Source organism: Brevundimonas sp. (assembly GCF_030704825.1).
Classification (GTDB): Bacteria; Pseudomonadota; Alphaproteobacteria; order Caulobacterales; family Caulobacteraceae; genus Brevundimonas.
In genome coordinates, this window is record NZ_JAUYNX010000035.1 from 69,427 (window position 1) to 84,652 (window position 15,226).

General features: G+C 69.0%; 16 protein-coding genes and 1 tRNA gene. 8 read left to right on the plus strand and 9 right to left on the minus strand.

The annotated features are described in order from the left end of the window. Positions 1 to 107: 107 nt before the first annotated feature. Entirely contained in the window at positions 108 to 2,675 is a 2,568-nt protein-coding gene (locus Q8Q71_RS15515) for a TonB-dependent receptor (RefSeq protein WP_305760502.1), read from the plus strand. 53 nt (positions 2,676 to 2,728) lie between these two features. Next, complete coding sequence (locus Q8Q71_RS15520; RefSeq protein WP_305760503.1) at positions 2,729 to 4,213, plus strand: glycosyl hydrolase 53 family protein; 1,485 nt, start codon at positions 2,729 to 2,731, stop codon at positions 4,211 to 4,213. Between the two features lie 118 nt (positions 4,214 to 4,331). On the opposite strand, the gene Q8Q71_RS15525 is transcribed toward Q8Q71_RS15520, so the two are convergent. Next, positions 4,332 to 4,421: transfer RNA gene (locus Q8Q71_RS15525), tRNA-Ser, on the minus strand. Positions 4,422 to 4,599: 178 nt separating this feature from the next. On the opposite strand from Q8Q71_RS15525, the gene msrA reads away from it, so the two are divergent. After that, positions 4,600 to 5,250 (plus strand): peptide-methionine (S)-S-oxide reductase MsrA, encoded by a 651-nt coding sequence (gene msrA / locus Q8Q71_RS15530; protein ID WP_305760504.1) that lies wholly within the window; start codon positions 4,600 to 4,602, stop codon positions 5,248 to 5,250. Between the two features lie 2 nt (positions 5,251 to 5,252). Then, the gene (locus Q8Q71_RS15535) at positions 5,253 to 5,597 is read left to right on the plus strand and encodes an MmcQ/YjbR family DNA-binding protein (RefSeq protein ID WP_305760505.1); all 345 of its coding nucleotides are present in this window, start codon (positions 5,253 to 5,255) and stop codon (positions 5,595 to 5,597) included. Here Q8Q71_RS15535 and Q8Q71_RS15540 read toward each other — a convergent pair. The 8 genes from Q8Q71_RS15540 to flgF all read right to left on the minus strand — a co-directional run bounded on the left by Q8Q71_RS15540 (position 5,594) and on the right by flgF (position 11,900). Next, positions 5,594 to 7,393, minus strand: coding sequence for a DUF885 family protein (locus Q8Q71_RS15540; RefSeq protein WP_305760506.1), 1,800 nt, complete (start codon positions 7,391 to 7,393; stop codon positions 5,594 to 5,596). The genes Q8Q71_RS15535 and Q8Q71_RS15540 overlap by 4 nt on opposite strands. 49 nt (positions 7,394 to 7,442) lie before the next feature. Continuing rightward, positions 7,443 to 7,946: a hypothetical protein gene (locus Q8Q71_RS15545; RefSeq protein ID WP_305760507.1), complete on the minus strand. Its 504-nt coding sequence runs from the start codon at positions 7,944 to 7,946 to the stop codon at positions 7,443 to 7,445. 15 nt (positions 7,947 to 7,961) lie between these two features. Then, the gene (locus tag Q8Q71_RS15550; RefSeq protein WP_305760508.1) at positions 7,962 to 8,390 is read right to left on the minus strand and encodes a hypothetical protein; all 429 of its coding nucleotides are present in this window, start codon (positions 8,388 to 8,390) and stop codon (positions 7,962 to 7,964) included. A 40-nt stretch (positions 8,391 to 8,430) separates the two neighbouring features. Then, positions 8,431 to 8,901, minus strand: coding sequence for a hypothetical protein (locus Q8Q71_RS15555; RefSeq protein WP_305760509.1), 471 nt, complete (start codon positions 8,899 to 8,901; stop codon positions 8,431 to 8,433). A gap of 132 nt (positions 8,902 to 9,033) precedes the next feature. After that, complete coding sequence (flgH, locus tag Q8Q71_RS15560; protein WP_305760510.1) at positions 9,034 to 9,765, minus strand: flagellar basal body L-ring protein FlgH; 732 nt, start codon at positions 9,763 to 9,765, stop codon at positions 9,034 to 9,036. Positions 9,766 to 9,779: 14 nt separating this feature from the next. Beyond that, the gene (locus Q8Q71_RS15565; RefSeq protein ID WP_305760511.1) at positions 9,780 to 10,364 is read right to left on the minus strand and encodes a flagella basal body P-ring formation protein FlgA; all 585 of its coding nucleotides are present in this window, start codon (positions 10,362 to 10,364) and stop codon (positions 9,780 to 9,782) included. Further along, positions 10,361 to 11,149, minus strand: a complete 789-nt coding sequence (gene flgG, locus Q8Q71_RS15570) for a flagellar basal-body rod protein FlgG (protein ID WP_305760512.1) — start codon at positions 11,147 to 11,149, stop codon at positions 10,361 to 10,363. Before flgG ends, Q8Q71_RS15565 begins: the two co-directional genes overlap by 4 nt. Before the next feature lie 16 nt (positions 11,150 to 11,165). Next, entirely contained in the window at positions 11,166 to 11,900 is a 735-nt protein-coding gene (gene flgF, locus Q8Q71_RS15575) for a flagellar basal-body rod protein FlgF (protein ID WP_305760513.1), read from the minus strand. Between the two features lie 145 nt (positions 11,901 to 12,045). On the opposite strand from flgF, the gene Q8Q71_RS15580 reads away from it, so the two are divergent. The 4 genes from Q8Q71_RS15580 to Q8Q71_RS15595 all read left to right on the plus strand — a co-directional run. Then, positions 12,046 to 12,726, plus strand: a complete 681-nt coding sequence (locus tag Q8Q71_RS15580; protein WP_371315974.1) for a flagellar basal body-associated FliL family protein — start codon at positions 12,046 to 12,048, stop codon at positions 12,724 to 12,726. 2 nt (positions 12,727 to 12,728) lie between these two features. Further along, positions 12,729 to 13,811 (plus strand): flagellar motor switch protein FliM, encoded by a 1,083-nt coding sequence (fliM, locus tag Q8Q71_RS15585; RefSeq protein WP_305760514.1) that lies wholly within the window; start codon positions 12,729 to 12,731, stop codon positions 13,809 to 13,811. Further along, positions 13,811 to 14,428, plus strand: a complete 618-nt coding sequence (locus Q8Q71_RS15590) for a DUF6468 domain-containing protein (RefSeq protein WP_305760515.1) — start codon at positions 13,811 to 13,813, stop codon at positions 14,426 to 14,428. The genes fliM and Q8Q71_RS15590 overlap by 1 nt, the downstream gene beginning before the upstream one ends. Before the next feature lie 64 nt (positions 14,429 to 14,492). Beyond that, on the plus strand, positions 14,493 to 15,226 hold a 734-nt coding region (locus tag Q8Q71_RS15595; RefSeq protein ID WP_305760516.1), incomplete at its 3' end, for a MotE family protein.

Sequence of the window (15,226 nt, forward strand, 5' to 3'; positions counted from 1 at the left end):
TCATTTCAATCAACCGCGCCGGACAGGGGCGGACAGGGGAGGACAAGACCATGACCAGGAAAAAAAGGACGGGCGCATCGGCGCTGGCGTTGGTCGCGGGCCTTGCCATGCCCGCGCTCGCCTGGGCCCAGGAGGCGCCGCCGCCGCAGGACACGGCGCCGACCGAGATCGACGAGGTGGTGGTCACCGGCATCCGCGCCTCGCTGCGGGACTCCATCGCCGTCAAACGGGGGTCGCCGCTGGTGATCGAGGCCATCTCGTCCGAGGACATCGGCCAACTGCCCAATGTGACCATCGCCGAGGAACTGGTGCGCCTGCCCGGCATCAATGGCACCCGGGACCGCGGCAACCAGAGCCAGGCGGCGATCCGCGGCCTGGGCCCGCGTCTGGTGCTGGGCCTGGTCAATGATCGCGAGGTCGCCTCCTCCGAGCCGGATCGCAACGTACGCTGGGAGATCTATCCCTCCGAGGTCGTGTCGGGGGTCGAGGTCTACAAGTCGCAGTCCGCCGACCTGGTCGCCGGCGGCGTGGCCGGCACCATCAACATCCGCACCGTGAGGCCGCTGGACTATTCGGGGGCGGCGGTCGCCGCCAGCGCCGGCCTCGTCTACTATGAATCGGGCGAGGATCTGCCAGACTACGATCCCCTTGGCTACCGCGCGTCGGCCAGCTTCACCGACCGCCTGTCCGATACCTTCGGGGTCAATCTGGGGATCAGCCGTCAGGAGCAGAGGAACGGATTCGCCTCCTTCCAGGGCTGGGGCTTCAACGACCAGGACACCGGTGGACAGCCGGGTGACGTCGATGGCGACGGAGACCTGGACGCCACTCCCTGGGGCGCCCAGACCGAGGTCAAACGGCTGGCCGAGGATCGCACCGGCCTCAACGGCGCCTTCCAGTGGCGCCCCAACGCCGATTTCGAGCTGAATTTCGACGCCCTCTATTCCCAGATCGATATCAGTGAGGATCAGAACCAGGCCTGGTACGGTCGCAACGGCGCTATCGGCAACTGGGCGGGAGGCTCGGGCTGGGCCTACAACGACCCGGGAGCCTCCTACACCATCATCGACAATACGGTCGTCGCGGCGACCCTTCCCTTCGTCTCGGTGACGAACGTCATCGCCCGCTATGTCGAGGACAAAACGCTGTTCGTCACCGGCCTGAACGGACGCTGGACGACCGGCGACTGGACCGTGCTGGGCGACCTTTCCTATTCGAAGGCCGAGCGGGACAACACCTGGCAGGCGGTCTTCACGGAGGTCTATCCCAACTGGCTGTCGTTCGACATGCGCTCGGGCGTGGCGCCGTCGGTGTACACCAGCTCCAATCCCGCCGATCCCAATATCCAGGCCTTGCCGGGCTGGGTGCCGGGTCAGACCGACGGCGGCCGTCTGGAGGACGAACTGATGGCGGCGCGCTTCGACGCCCGGCGCTGGCTGGGCGACACAGGCGTGACCGAGGTTTCGTTCGGCGCGCGGGTGTCGGATCGGGCCAAGGGCTACCGCAGAACCCAGTGGTTCCAGGCGCCGATCGCGGGGGCCCTTCCGGCCAATCTGCTGAGCAGCTTCTCGGTCGACGACTTCACGGCCCCGCCGCTGCTGAACGGCGACTTCGACGCCCTGGCCCAGGCCGCTTACGGGGGCTTCACCGAACCGGCCGGGTCGGAGGTCATGGGCTCGCGCTGGGACGTCGAGGAGCAGGTCGCCGAGGCTTATGTGAAGGCCGACTTCGCCAGCCGGTGGGGCGACACGCCCGTTTCAGGCAACGTCGGCGTCCGGATAGTGGCGACCGAGACGACCAGCACTGGCTTCGAGTCCGTCAACGGCGGCCCGCTGACGCCGGTCAGTATCGACAACGACTATGTCGAAGTCCTGCCCAGCCTGAACCTGACATTCGAGGTGGGCGAGAACCGACTGCTGCGCCTCGGCGCCGCCCGTACCATCGCCCGCCCGCCGCTGGACGAGTTGCGCGCCGGACGGACCCTGTGGAATACGGCCCCTCCCCCGACCGGCAGCGCGGGCAACCCCTTGCTCGAGCCTTTCCGCGCCACCCAGTTTGACCTGTCGTACGAGTGGTATTTCGCGCCAGAGGCCCTGTTCGCCGCGGCCGTCTACTACAAGGATGTCGACAGCCACATCGGCTATTCGACCCAGCCTGTCACCATCGGCGGCGTCACCTACAACGTCACCGGCCCGTTCAACGGCGACGGCGGCGGCATCTCGGGCGCCGAGTTCACCTTCCAGACCCCGTTCAGCTTCATCCCGGGCCTGCAGGACTTCGGCATTTACACCAACTTCGCCTTCGTCAATTCCGACGTGAAGGAGTTTTATCCGGCCAACGATCCGCTGGAAGGAACGGGGCTGGCCGAGCGGACCGCCACCATCGACCTGTGGTACAGCAACGGACGGTTCGAGAGCCGGCTGGGCTACAAGTATCACAGCCCCTTCACCATCATCGCCGGCTGGGACGGCTCGGCCCTGCGGACGCTGGAAAGCGAGGGCATCCTCGACTTCAGCGCCTCGTACCAGGTCACCGACCAGGTGGGTCTGCGCTTCCAGGCGGGCAACCTGACCGACGAGCCGGTGCGGGTCCACTACGACAACAGCCCGGACCGGCTGGCGCGTTACGACCACTACGGTCGACGGTTCAGCTTCGACATCACCCTGCGTTTCTGACTTCCCCGGCGGGCGACTCCGCGTCGCCCGCCGGCCTTTCCCGGGCCTGCTGCATGATCCGTTTCCTGTTTCCCGCGCTGGCCATCCTGACGGGTGCGGCAGGCCCCGCCGCCGCCCAGGCCCCGTTCTACTTCGGGGCGGACCTGTCCTATGTGAACGAGATGGAGGACTGCGGCGCGGTCTACCGCGTCAACGGCGTGGCGATGGACCCCTATCGCCTGTTCGCCGGGGCCGGCACGAACCTGGTCCGCGTTCGGATCTGGAACGATGCCGAATGGACAGACTATTCCGACCTCGACGACGTCCGCGAGACCATCCGCCGCGCGAAGGCCGAGGGCATGGAGGTGCTGCTCGACTTTCACTATTCCGACGACTGGGCCGACGGCGACAAGCAGATCGTGCCCAAGGCCTGGCGCCCGATCCGCGATGACGTTCCGGCGCTTTCGCAAGCGCTCTACGACTATACGCTCGGCGTCCTGACGGCGCTCGAGGCGGAGGGGCTGATGCCGGACCTGGTGCAGGTCGGCAACGAGACCAATCCCGAATTGATGGGCGAACTTGACTGGAAGGAGACGCGTCCGGGCATCAACTGGCCGCGCAACGCCGCCCTGCTCAATGCCGGCATTCGCGCCGTTCGCGACGCCGGCAGGACCGGCGCCGTCCAGCCCCTGGTCATGCTGCATATCGCCCAGCCCGAGAATGTCGAACCCTGGTTCGCGGCTGCCGCGGAGCACGGCGTCACCGACTTCGACCTGATCGGCGTCAGCTACTATCGCAAATGGTCGACCCAGGGACTGGACGGCCTCGGAGCGACGATCAACCGCCTGCGCCACCGGTATCCCGCCGAAGTTCTGGTGGTCGAGACGTCCTATCCCTTCACCAATGAGGGAGCCGACACCTCGCCCAACCTGCTCGGCCCGGACACCCTGCTGCCCGGCTATCCGGCCACCGAGGACGGCCAGTTCCGGTACATGGTCGACCTCACCCAGACCGTGAAGTCGAACGGCGGAGTCGGCGTGGTCTACTGGGAGCCGGCCTGGGTCTCGACCCATTGCTCGACCCGGTGGGGCGTCGGCTCGAACTGGGAGAACGCGACCTTCTTCGACTGGCGCCGGGGCAATGAACTGACCCGTGCGGCGCAGTATGCCCGCCACAGCTATGTGGAGCCGCGGCCGGTCACCATCGGTCTCCGCCGCCAGCCGGGTGAGACGGAGCCGCTCTGGCTCTGGGGCGACTTCCTGGGCTCGAACGACATGGTCGTGCGTCTGGCCCCCGACCCCGGTGATCCCGAGTTATGGATCTTCAGCACCACGCTCGCCCCCGGGCTGGCCATTCGCTACCAGCTGTTCGATCGCCGGCCCTTTGACCGGGGCCTCATTCCGGAGACGGACGGGTTCGTTCATGCCGTCGTGGCCGACCAGGGCTCGACGATGATTCACGCGAGCGGCGAAACCTCCGGAAAGTTCGAAAGCGAACGCCAACCCGCTGGGGGAGATTACGGCTATGTCGCGGCGCCGGCTGATGCACGGTCTCACTGAATAACGGCTGCGCCTGGTCTCCGGTGATGATCAGGGTCGGCCCCGACGCGACGTCGGCGATGTGGCGCAGCTGACCGAAGCCGACAGCCGGACCCGCCCGCTATCGATCAGGGCGCGGTGGCGGACAGAGAGGGATTCGAACCCTCGGTAGGCTTTCACCTACACACGCTTTCCAAGCGTGCGCGATCGACCACTCCGCCACCTGTCCGTTCCACGACGCGCGTGAAGCCGCCGGAGGTCGATCCGGCGGGAGGCGAGGCTGATAGAACAAGCCGACCCCCTCGGCAAGCGGCGCGTGGCGCCCCATATGGACGAATGATCGTTCGACCGGCCGCGTCGATCGGGAAGGCCGGGCCTTCCGACCGCGGCCCCCAGGGAGCCCCGCCATGCCGTTCCATAAATCCCGTGACCTGCCGACCCTCGCGGAGGCCCTGCCGGGCCGGTCGACGCCATTGCCGACCGACGAGGTCCACTACGTCACCGGGCGCCCGTTGAAGGGCCCGCACCCCGAGGGGTTCGAGACCGCCATCTTCGGCATGGGATGCTTCTGGGGCGTGGAGCGTATCTTCTGGCAGCTGCCCGGCGTCTGGGTGACCTCGGTCGGCTATTCGGGCGGGATCACGCCCAATCCCACCTATGAGGAGACCTGCACCGGCAAGACCGGCCACGCCGAGGTGGTGCAGGTGGTCTTCAATCCGCACGAGATCACCTACGGCGAGCTGTTGAAGGCCTTCTGGGAGAACCACGATCCGACCCAGGGGATGCGCCAGGGCAATGACATCGGCACCACCTATCGCTCGGCCATCTATTATCTGAACGATGAGCAGCGGGCCGAGGCGGAGGCGTCGCGCGACGCCTATCAAGCCGCCCTGTCGAAGGCGGGCCGGGGGGGCATCACCACCGAGATCGCCCCGGCCGGCCCCTACTATTTCGCCGAGGACTATCACCAGGGCTACCTGGCCAAGAATCCCGCCGGCTACTGCGGCATCGGCGGCACGGGCGTGGTCTGCCCGATCGGCGTCGGCGTGGAGGCCTGACCATGGATCGGGATGGGGTCGGCAAGGTCTGCCTGGCCTTGCCCGCGGCGACGCTGGACCATCCGTTCGGCGACCATCACGACGCCTACCGCGTGGGCGGCAAGATGTTCTGCATGGTCGGCGAGCAGGGCGGGATCTCGTTCAAGGTCTCGGACATCGCCTATGAGGTTCTGACCGAAAGCGGTCACGCCCGCCCGGCGCCCTATATGGCGCGGAACAGGTGGGTGAACCTGCCGCGCATCGACGACTGGGCCGACGACGAACTGGCCGAGCATCTGGCCATCGCCCACGGCATCGTGGCGGCGAAGCTGACGAAGAAGACGCGGACGGATCTGGGGCTCGGCTAGTTCGCCGGCCGCGCCTTCTCTTCCGCGATCCAGCGGTCCATCCGCTCGTCCAGCAGGGCCATGGGCAGGGGGCCGTCGACCAGCAGGGCGTCGTGGAAGCGGCGCACGTCGAACCGGTCGCCCAGTTCGGCCTCCGCCCGCGACCGCACCCCGCGCAGCCGGATCTCGCCGATCTTGTAGGCCGTCGCCTGACCGGGCCAGCCGATGTATCGCTGCAGCTCGGTCTCGATGTTCAGCGGCGCCAAGGCGGAATTGTCGCGGAAACAGGCGCGGGCCTGTTCGATGTCCCAGCCCAGCCAGTGGATGCCGGTGTCCGACACCAGCCGGCAGGCGCGCCACATCTCGTAGCTGAGCCGGCCGAACCGCTCATAGGGCGTGCGGTAAAAGCCCATCTCCTCGCCGAGGAATTCGGAATACAGGCCCCAACCCTCGACGAAGGCTGTGACGTCCACGCTGCGGCGGAAATAGGGACCGTCCTCGGCCTCCTGCTGCAGGGCGATCTGCAGGTGATGGCCGGGCACCGCCTCGTGCAGCGTCAGGGCCGGCAGTTCGTACAGGCCGCGCTGGTTCAGGCTGGAGGTGTTGACCATATAGCCGCCGGCGACGCCGTTCTCCATCGAGCCGGGGTTGTAGCGACCGGTGGTGTAGTTGGCCTCGATCTCGCGCGGAACGGGGCGGACGCCGTAGGGCAGGCGGGGGAGGGTTCCGAACAGGGCCGGCAAGCCGTCGTCGGCCCGTTTGGCCATCTCCGCCGCCTTCTCCATCAGCGCTTCGCGGCTGGTCACATAGAACTGCGGGTCGGTGCGCAGGAAGTTCAGGAACGAGGCGAAGTCGCCGGTCCAGCCGGCGGCGCGCATCTCGCCGTCCATGCGGGCGCGGATGCGGGCGACCTCCTCCAGGCCGATGGCGTGGACCTCGTCGGGCGTCAGCTCCGTCGTGGTGAAGCCACGCACCAGATAGGCGTAGAGCTCCCGCCCGCCGGGCCGATGGACCAGGCCGAGGGATTCGGGCGCGCGGGGCAGGTAGTCCTCGCGCAGGAACCGGGCCCATTCGCGCCGCTGCGGCATGATCCCGTCGGCCACGGCCCGGGTGGCGCGCTCGCGCAGCGTCGCCTGCTGCGCGGCCGGAATGGAGGCGGGCAGGGCCTCGAACGGCTTGAGCAGCGGATCTGTCGCCGGCGTCAGGGCCGCCTCCGGCTCGATCAGGGTCAGGGCGTTCTCGACGATGGACCGGGGCTGGACCAGGCCGGTCTCCAGACCGCGGCGGGCGTTGGCCAGCTGGTCCGCATAGATCTTCGGCATGGCCTCGAGCCGGGCGATCCAGGCCTCGGCGTCGGCGGCGGTGGCGATGCGGGTGACGCTGGCGACATAGCCCATGCCCTGGCCCGGCCCGCCTTCGGAATTGAAGGCGTCGATCCGGCCGGTGTCCAGCGGGATGCGGGCTCGTGAACGCTGGATGACGTAGGTCGCGAAGGCGTGGTTCAGCCGATCGTCATCGCCGAGGCCGGCGGGGTCTATCGCCGCCAGACGGTCGGCGAAGCCCTTGAGCACCGGTTCCTGCGCCTGCTCGAAGGCGCGCGAGGCGTCGGGCATGTGCGCCAGGGCGGCGCGGTCGCCCTCCATTCCGGCCGTGATCGGATCGACCGTTCTGAGATAGGTCTCGTAGTCCGCCAGCACCGCGGCAAGGGCCTGATTCCCGGCGTTGCGAACGGCCGCCGGCGGCGTGGTCTGGGCCGCGACGGGCGCGGCGACGATGGCGAACAAGGCGATTGCGCCGGCGGCGATGACGGTCTTCATGAAGTCCCTCCCGGATCGGGCGGGACTGCAGCGGAGCCGGGCCGCCGCGTCAACCGCAGAAGGCGAAGAACTTTTCGATATCGGGCGCGGACTGCGGATGCGGGGCGTAGGCCTGACGCGCGCCGTCCTGCCATATCGCCAGCCAGCCGATCCGACGGAACCTCTGGAACACCGGCGCATCCGTGTCGGCCTCGGCGGTCAGGAACACGCCGTCATGCAGTTCTGACGGCTCGGATCGGGCGGCGAACCGTTCGGTCTCGCCCCCCGACTCCAGATGAATCTCGGGCGCGGCGCCCTTCGGGCCGGTGGCGCTGAGCGACAGGCGCCCGGACGCCCGGTCGCAGTCGAGGCCCAGCCTCAGGTCGTCGCTGGCCTCCAGCCCGTAGGCCAGCCGGGCGGCGGCGGCGTCCTGATGGAAGAACCAGTCATAGCCCTCGACCGGCGTCGGCGCGGCGGCGACGGCGGGGGAGGGAGGCGGTGCAGGTTCGACCGTGGCGCAGGCCGTGGCGGCCAGCGCCAGACCGGTCAGGGCGACAAGGGCGAGGACGCGCATGGACGACTCCGGCGATCAGCCCGAGCACAGTTCGGCGAACCGGCGCAGCTTGGCAAGGTGCGCCGACGGGACCTCGACCGGACGGCGCTGGTCCCCGACCACGACGGACATCCGGCCATCGACGGCGAAGGCGGCGAAGACCGGGTGGTCGGTGCGCAGCGCCAGCTTGACGCCGCCGCCCCGCGCCGCCGCGGCCTCGGTCACGGCGGAGGCCTCGCCGGCGGTCACCCGGGCCATGCCGACCAGGGCCGTGCCGCCGTACAGGGTGACCCGCGCGATGCTGGAGCCGGGGTCGCACTCCAGGGTGGCGCGCAGATTGGGGGTGTCCGTGACTTCGTTGGCGAGGACCACGGGCGCGGCGTCGGCGTACAGCGCCCAGGTCCAGACGGGCTCGGGCGCCGCATTCTGGGCGGTCAGGGCAGCGGCGATGACGAAGGCGATCATGGTTCAGCCCCCCGCTGAAATGGTCTGTCCACTGTTGTGGTCAGGCGCGGCCGGTTCCGCAATAGGCGAAAAAGTCGCCGATCAGGCGGCGCTCGTCCCGGGTGGCGGTGAGCTCGAACCGACCAGCCTCGCCCTCGACCTCCAGCGTGCCCCGCCGGGCCAGTTGTTGCAGCGCCGGGTCGCGGACAGAAATGCGCGCCTCGTCGGCCAGTTCGCCGCTGAGCGGATCCAGGGCCTCCGTCGACAGGGAGGCCTTGATCAGACGCGGGCTGGACGGCCGGGCGTCGCCATAGACCGTCGCCTGGGTCTGGCCGCGCTCGCAGGTCATCATCAGCGCCAGCTGATCCGAGTTTTCAACGCCATAGGCCAGTTTGGCCATCGGGCCCTCGTGGCTCAGGTGCCAGCCCATAGGGACCACGCCGGTGTGCGCGTCAGGGTTCGTCGCCTGCGATTGGGCGGCGAAGGCGATCAGGCCCAGGGCGGCGACGGCGGGTATGGCGATTTTAAGCATGAGGAAAACACTCGCGTACGGCTTTCCAACGCTGCTCTCCATTAACGGTTCACCGCCGAGCTTGGACGCGTGTCGACGCCGTCCGGCTTGTGACGAATTTATCGCGCGTTCGGCGAACGCGAGTCCGGACCCCTAGAAGGGGCTGAACCGCTCCACCAGCGACTGGGCGGCGGGCGCGCCCTGGATCCGGCTGATGTCCCCCCGGCCGCCGTAGCTGATGCGGGCCTCGGCGATCTGGGTGTGCGCGATGGTGTTGGCCGAGCTGATGTCCTCGGGGCGCACGATGCCGGCGACGGTGAGTTCGCGCACCTCGCGGTTGGTGCGAACCTCCTGCCGGCCCTGGATGACCAGATTGCCGTTGACCATGACGTCTGTGACGACGGCCGCGATGGTCAGGCTGACCTTCTCGGACCGGTTCACCGAGCCGGAGCCGTTCGAATTCGATTCGCCTTCCAGCCCGACCAGATTCTGGGGATCGAAGCCGCCCGGGAAGGCCTGGCCCAGGCTGTTCTCAAGGCCGAAGAAGTTGCTTATTCCGCCCGAGATGTCGTTGGTCCGGCTGCGCGCCGTCGAATTCTGCGTCTGCGCGCGGTCGTCGATGTCGATATTGACAGTGACGATGTCGCCGATCCGGCGCGCGCGCTGATCGCCGAAGAAGGTGCGGGCCCCGGCGCGCCACAGGCTGTTGGCGCTGGCGGCGCGATCGGCCTGCTGCTGCTCGGGCGAGGGGAGATAGGCCTGGCTGGTCGGCACGAGGGCCGCCGGATAGCCGATCGGCGCCAGCTCCGGCCCGCGCACGGCCTCGATGGCCGTGGAACAGGCGCCGAGCGAGAGGGCGGCGGCGATGGTCAGGGCGGTACGCATGAGACTGTGTCCCTCTATCGGGCGGTGGGGGCGGCCGGGCCGGCGACGGCCTGACCGGGAGCGATGGCGACGGCGTCGATGGTGCGGCCGGACTGCAGATTGCGGATCGCCAGGCGCTGACCGGCCCCGGCGTTGCCCTCGGCCCGGCCGGTGATGGTCAGGCGGACGCCGCCCATCTCATAGGCGACCTCGACCATGTCGTTGCGGCTGATGATGCGGTCGGCATAGGCGCCGCGGGCGGGCTGGGGCCGGGCGGCGACCGGCGGCGGGGCGTCGTCGTCAAGGGCGGCGGCCGGCGCCGGCGCGGCCGGCGCGGAGGCGGCGTTGCGCACCACGACCCGACGCAGCCCGGTCGGATTTGCCCAGTCCAGACCCGACTGGCGCGCCAGGCTCTGCAGCTGTCCGGCCTCGAACACGATGGAAGGGCCCGATCGCTGGCCGATCACCACGTTGGACGCCGCGCCGGCGCCGTCGAACAGGTCGCCCAGGGTCACGCGGCCGTCGGCGTCGACGGGATTGACCTTCAGCGTCACCGGGCCGGCGCTGGCCGGGGCCGCGAACGCCAGCGCCGCGACGGCGCCGAGGATCAGGGACTTCACGATTTCACCTGCGCGCTGACCGACAGCATCTGGTCGGCGGTGGTGATGACCTTGGAGTTCATCTCGTAGGCGCGCTGGGCGATGATCAGGGCGCTGATTTCCGCGACGGCGTCCACGTTGGAGGCCTCGGTGTAGCCGTGCAGCAGCTGGCCGAAACCGACCTCGCCCGGCGTGCCGACATTGGCGGCGCCCGAGGCGGCCGTCTCCATCAGCAGATTGTCGCCGACCGCTTCCAGTCCCGCTTCGTTGAAGAAGCTGGCCAACTCCAGCTGGCCGACCACCGACGGTTCGGTCTCTCCGGCGGTTATGACCTGGACCTGACCGGACTTGGAGATCGAGACGTCGACCGCGTCCTGTGGGATCGAGATGTTCGGCTGCACGGCATAGCCGTCGTCCGTGACCAGCTGGCCCTCGCCGTTGAGGGCGAAATTGCCGGCCCGGGTAAAGGCGGTCTCGCCGGACGGGAGCAGCACCTGGAAATAGCCGCGTCCGTCGATGGCGACATCGAAGCGGCCGCCCGTCTGGGTCGGCGAGCCCTGTTCCGTGACGCGGTAGACGGCCCCGGCCTTGACCCCCGCGCCGATCTGGATGCCGGTCGGCACCACCGTGCCCTGGCTCGACGACTGCGCGCCCATCCGTTCGAGGTTCTGGTACAGCAGGTCCTGGAACTCGGCCCTCTGCCGCTTGAACCCGACGGTGTTCATGTTGGCGATGTTGTTCGAGATGACCTCGACGTTCAGCTGCTGGGCGGCCATGCCCGAGGCTGCGGTTCTGAGCGCACGCATGTCTCAGTCTCCCTTTCTAGGCCCGGCCCAGCCGCTCGACGGCGCGGCGTGACAGGTCGTTGGTGTTCTCGATCATCCGCGTCACGCTCTCGTAGGCGCGCTGGATTTCGATCAGGTTGGTGATCTCGAGGATCGGATTGACGTTGGAGCCTTCCAGCATGCCCTGGCGCACCCGGGCGTCGGTCGCCTCGAGGGCGGCGGCGTTGGAGGCGTTGCGGTACAGGCCGTCGCCGCCCTTTTCGAGTGCGGCCAGGGCGTCGAAACGCACGATCGACAGCCGGCCGACCGGCTGGCCGTCCTGGCTGATCGTGCCGTCGGCCGCCACGGCGGGCTCGCCCAGCGCGCGATCCAGGATGATGTCGCCGCCGTCGCCCTGGACGGCGGCGCCGCCCTGGGTCGTCAGCCGGCCTTCCGGGTCCAGGGTGAAGGCGCCGTCGCGGGTATAGGCCTCGCCGGCTCCGTCGGTCAGCTTGAAGAAGGCGCCCTCGCCCTCGATGGCGAAGTCGAGGTCGCGGCCGGTCTGCTCCAGCGCCGCCTGGCCGTAGTCCCGCCCGACGCCGTTATCCAGCACGAAGCTCACCCCGGGCCGGACGAAGGCGTTGCGGGCCCGCTCGCCGACCTCGGTTCCGATCAGCAGCTGTTCGACCTTGAAGCCGGTGGTGTCCGCATTGGCGATGTTGTTGGCCACGATGTCGAGCTCGCGGCGCAGCGTCATCTGGCGTGACAGTCCGACATAGGCGGCGTTTTCCACGGGCGGCTCCTTTCGCCCATCGCTTCGCAACGCCCGTGCCAACAGGGTTAATCCAGTCGTGGCGGGGATTCGGCCGGTGAAGCTGGTCCCGGAGCCCGGCAGGATTTGCCGGTTCTTAGCGGCTCGTTAACCAAAAAACGCTCGAATGGGTCGAGAGATTCCCGGGGCGCGTTCGATGTTCAAATTCGGCAAGAAGAAGGCGGCCAAGGAGGGCGACGACGCCAACCTGCCCGCTGTCTCCGATGCGGCCGCGATCGAGGGCGCGGAGGGCGAGGCGCCGAAGAAAATGAAGCTGCCGCTGCTGTTCATCGTCATTCCGGTCGCGGTCCTCGTGCTGGGCGGAGGCGGAGCCGCCGCCTTCTTCATGATGCAGCCCAAGGCGACCGCGGCGGAGGACGGGGGCCACGGCGCGGAGAAGAAGGGCGGCCACGACAAGAAGGCCGAGAAGAAGGGCGGCCACGGCGCCGCCGCCGACGGCGCCGCCGATCCGTCGCTGGGCGTCATCGCCGAAGGCCCGGACGGGGTCACCTTCTTCACCCTGCCGGACATGGTGGTGAACATCCAGTCGCCGGACGGTCGCGCCACCTTCCTCAAGCTCAAGCTGACGCTGGAGACGCACGACGCCCATGTCGCCGAGCAGCTGCAGGCCGAGATGCCGCGGATGCAGGACATGTTCCAGGGCTTCCTGCGCGAGCTGCGCCCGGAAGATCTGGCCGGTTCATCGGGCACCTTCCAGCTCCGCGCCGAAATCCTGCGCCGCGTCAACCTGATCGCGGCGCCTGGCAAGGTGGACGCCGTGCTGATCGAAGAAATGCTGGTGCAATAGGCATGACCGACGCGGCCTTCGCCGAAAGCGCCGACCCCTTCGCCGAAGCCATCGATCCGCTGGCCGAGGCGGACGATGTCGATCGTCCATCCGCCCTGTCCGAACGGGTCCTGAACCAGGATGAGATCGACAGCCTGCTGGGCTTCGATCTCGGCGAGGGCGACGACGCCGATCGCTCGGGCATCCGGGCCATCATCAACTCGGCCCTGGTGTCCTACGAGCGCCTGCCGATGCTCGAGATCGTCTTCGACCGCCTCGTGCGGCTGATGACGACCTCCCTGCGCAACTTCACCTCGGACAATGTCGAGGTCAGCCTCGACAACATCTCCTCGATCCGGTTCGGCGACTATCTGAACTCCATCCCCCTGCCGGCCATCCTGGCGGTGTTCCGGGCGGAGGAGCTGGACAACTACGGTCTGCTGACGGTCGACTCCAACCTCATCTATTCGATTGTCGACGTGTTGCTGGGCGGCCGCCGGGGCACGGCGGCCCTGCGCATCGAGGGACGGCCCTACACCACCATCGAGCGCGTGCTGGTGCAGCGCATGGTCGAGGTCGTGCTGGCCGACGCGCGCGCCGCCTTCGAACCCCTGACCCCGGTGCACTTCACCCTCGACCGGCTGGAGACCAATCCGCGCTTCGCCGCCATCGCCCGGCCGGCCAACGCCGCCATCCTGGTCAAGCTGCGGATCGACATGGAAGACCGCGGCGGCCGCATCGAACTGCTGCTGCCCTACGCCACGCTCGAGCCGATCCGGAAGATGCTGCTGCAGCAATTCATGGGCGAGAAATTCGGCCGCGACAACATCTGGGAAGGCCACCTGGCCACCGAGCTCTGGACCACCGAGACCGAGGTCCGCGCCGTACTGGACGAGCAGCAACTGCCCCTGTCCAAGGTGCTGGACTTCAAGGTCGGCGACACCCTGATGCTCAATGCGACGCCGGATTCGGACATCTCCGTCCGGTGCGGCTCCATCCCGGTCACGACGGGAAAGATGGGACGCAAGGGCCGGCATATCGCCGTGCGCATCGAGGCTCCGATCAGCATCGAGGCCGCCGCCAGCCTGACGAAGGGAAGACGCTGATGACCGGGATGATCCTCGACGGCGTGCTGATGCTGTTGCTGGTGGCCGCGCTCGGCTACGGCGTGAGACTCGAGAAGAAGCTGTCGGCGCTGCGCGCCGGCCAGCAGGCCTTCGCCTCGGCGGTCACGGAACTGAACGCCGCCGCCGGCCGCGCCGAGGCCGCCCTGTCGTCATTGCGGGCCTCGGGTCAGGAAACCGATCTCCTGCACGACCGCATCGTCAAGGCGCGCGAGGTCAAGGCCCAGCTGGAGGCGCTCATCGTCCGGGGCGGCGGCGACTTTTCCCTCCCTCGGAGCGCGGCGGGACGACCGACCCCAGCCGATCCGGACGGGGTGACCTCCGAGCGTGCGCCCGCCCTTTCCGACTCCCTGCTGGCCGGCGTTTCGCGCCAGCCCTCTGCCCCGGTGAAGGGGAGGGAGGCCGACACCGAGGATCGCGCCCTGCGGATGGCCGCCCTGGCCGAACGGATCCAGGGCATGGCTCCGGCCGCCCGGGCGCCGGCGCCGGTGGCCGCGATCCTCGGCGCCCTGACGGCCAGCCGGGCCGCTAACCAGGCTGCGAAGCAAAGCCTCAACCAGACGCGGCGCAGCCTCGACGAAGACCTGTTCGCCGCCTGAGTCCTTTTCCCGCCCCCGGCCCGGCGCGCGCCGTCGGATCAGGAGCTCTCAAGAGTAGCCGATCATGAGCAAGATTCCCCGCCTGTTGCCCCTGATCGCCATCGCCATCGGCGGGGTGGTGCTGGTCCGCGCCGTGGGCGTCGCTCCCGGCCTGTTCGAAGGCGCCCGCGCCTGGGCCGAGGAGGCCGCGCCCCCGGCTCCTGCCGCCGCGTCGGCGCCCGCCGTCTGCGCCCTGACGCCCGAGCAACTGGCTCAGCAGGCCGGGCTGTCGCCGGCCGAGATGCGCATTCTGGACGCGTTGAAAGAGCGCCGTATCGAACTGGACGCGCGTGACGTCGATCTGGCCTCCATGCTGCCGTTGCTGGCGACCGCCGAGCAGAAGCTGGACGCCAGGGTCGCGGCTCTCGAAGCCGTCAAGGCCGAGGTGCGGGTCCTGCTGGGTCAGGTCGGCGAGCAGGAAAAGGCCGAGAACGACCGGCTGGTCGCCGTCTATTCGGCCATGCGTCCGCGCGAGGCCGCCCGGGTGTTCGCCACGCTGGACGACGACGTCCGTCTTCCCGTCGCCGCGGCCATGCGGCCACGCTCGCTGGCGGCCGTCATGGCCCAGATGGAGCCCGCCGCCGCACGCAGCCTGACCGAGAAACTGGCCCGCCGGTTCGACGCTCGTCGGGAGCTCGCCGCCCGCGCCGCCGCGGCCGCGACCGATGCTCCTTCGCCCGGCGCTGCCCCGCCCGCCGCCGCTCCGGCCCCGACCGCGGAGGCCTCGTCGCCCCCGGCCGCGAGCCCGCCGCCGGCCCG

What these genes read in the sequence shown, in the direction of transcription:
- Q8Q71_RS15580 (WP_371315974.1), top strand. Translation starts at nt 12,046, where the DNA reads ATGGGTCGAGAGATTCCCGGGGCGCGTTCGATGTTCAAATTCGGCAAG.
- flgH (WP_305760510.1), bottom strand. Translation starts at nt 9,765, where the DNA reads ATGCGTACCGCCCTGACCATCGCCGCCGCCCTCTCGCTCGGCGCCTGT.
- flgG (WP_305760512.1), bottom strand. Translation starts at nt 11,149, where the DNA reads ATGCGTGCGCTCAGAACCGCAGCCTCGGGCATGGCCGCCCAGCAGCTG.
- Q8Q71_RS15545 (WP_305760507.1), bottom strand. Translation starts at nt 7,946, where the DNA reads ATGCGCGTCCTCGCCCTTGTCGCCCTGACCGGTCTGGCGCTGGCCGCC.
- Q8Q71_RS15550 (WP_305760508.1), bottom strand. Translation starts at nt 8,390, where the DNA reads ATGATCGCCTTCGTCATCGCCGCTGCCCTGACCGCCCAGAATGCGGCG.
- Q8Q71_RS15520 (WP_305760503.1), top strand. Translation starts at nt 2,729, where the DNA reads ATGATCCGTTTCCTGTTTCCCGCGCTGGCCATCCTGACGGGTGCGGCA.
- msrA (WP_305760504.1), top strand. Translation starts at nt 4,600, where the DNA reads ATGCCGTTCCATAAATCCCGTGACCTGCCGACCCTCGCGGAGGCCCTG.
- Q8Q71_RS15535 (WP_305760505.1), top strand. Translation starts at nt 5,253, where the DNA reads ATGGATCGGGATGGGGTCGGCAAGGTCTGCCTGGCCTTGCCCGCGGCG.
- Q8Q71_RS15540 (WP_305760506.1), bottom strand. Translation starts at nt 7,393, where the DNA reads ATGAAGACCGTCATCGCCGCCGGCGCAATCGCCTTGTTCGCCATCGTC.
- Q8Q71_RS15555 (WP_305760509.1), bottom strand. Translation starts at nt 8,901, where the DNA reads ATGCTTAAAATCGCCATACCCGCCGTCGCCGCCCTGGGCCTGATCGCC.
- Q8Q71_RS15590 (WP_305760515.1), top strand. Translation starts at nt 13,811, where the DNA reads ATGACCGGGATGATCCTCGACGGCGTGCTGATGCTGTTGCTGGTGGCC.
- fliM (WP_305760514.1), top strand. Translation starts at nt 12,729, where the DNA reads ATGACCGACGCGGCCTTCGCCGAAAGCGCCGACCCCTTCGCCGAAGCC.
- Q8Q71_RS15515 (WP_305760502.1), top strand. Translation starts at nt 108, where the DNA reads ATGCCCGCGCTCGCCTGGGCCCAGGAGGCGCCGCCGCCGCAGGACACG.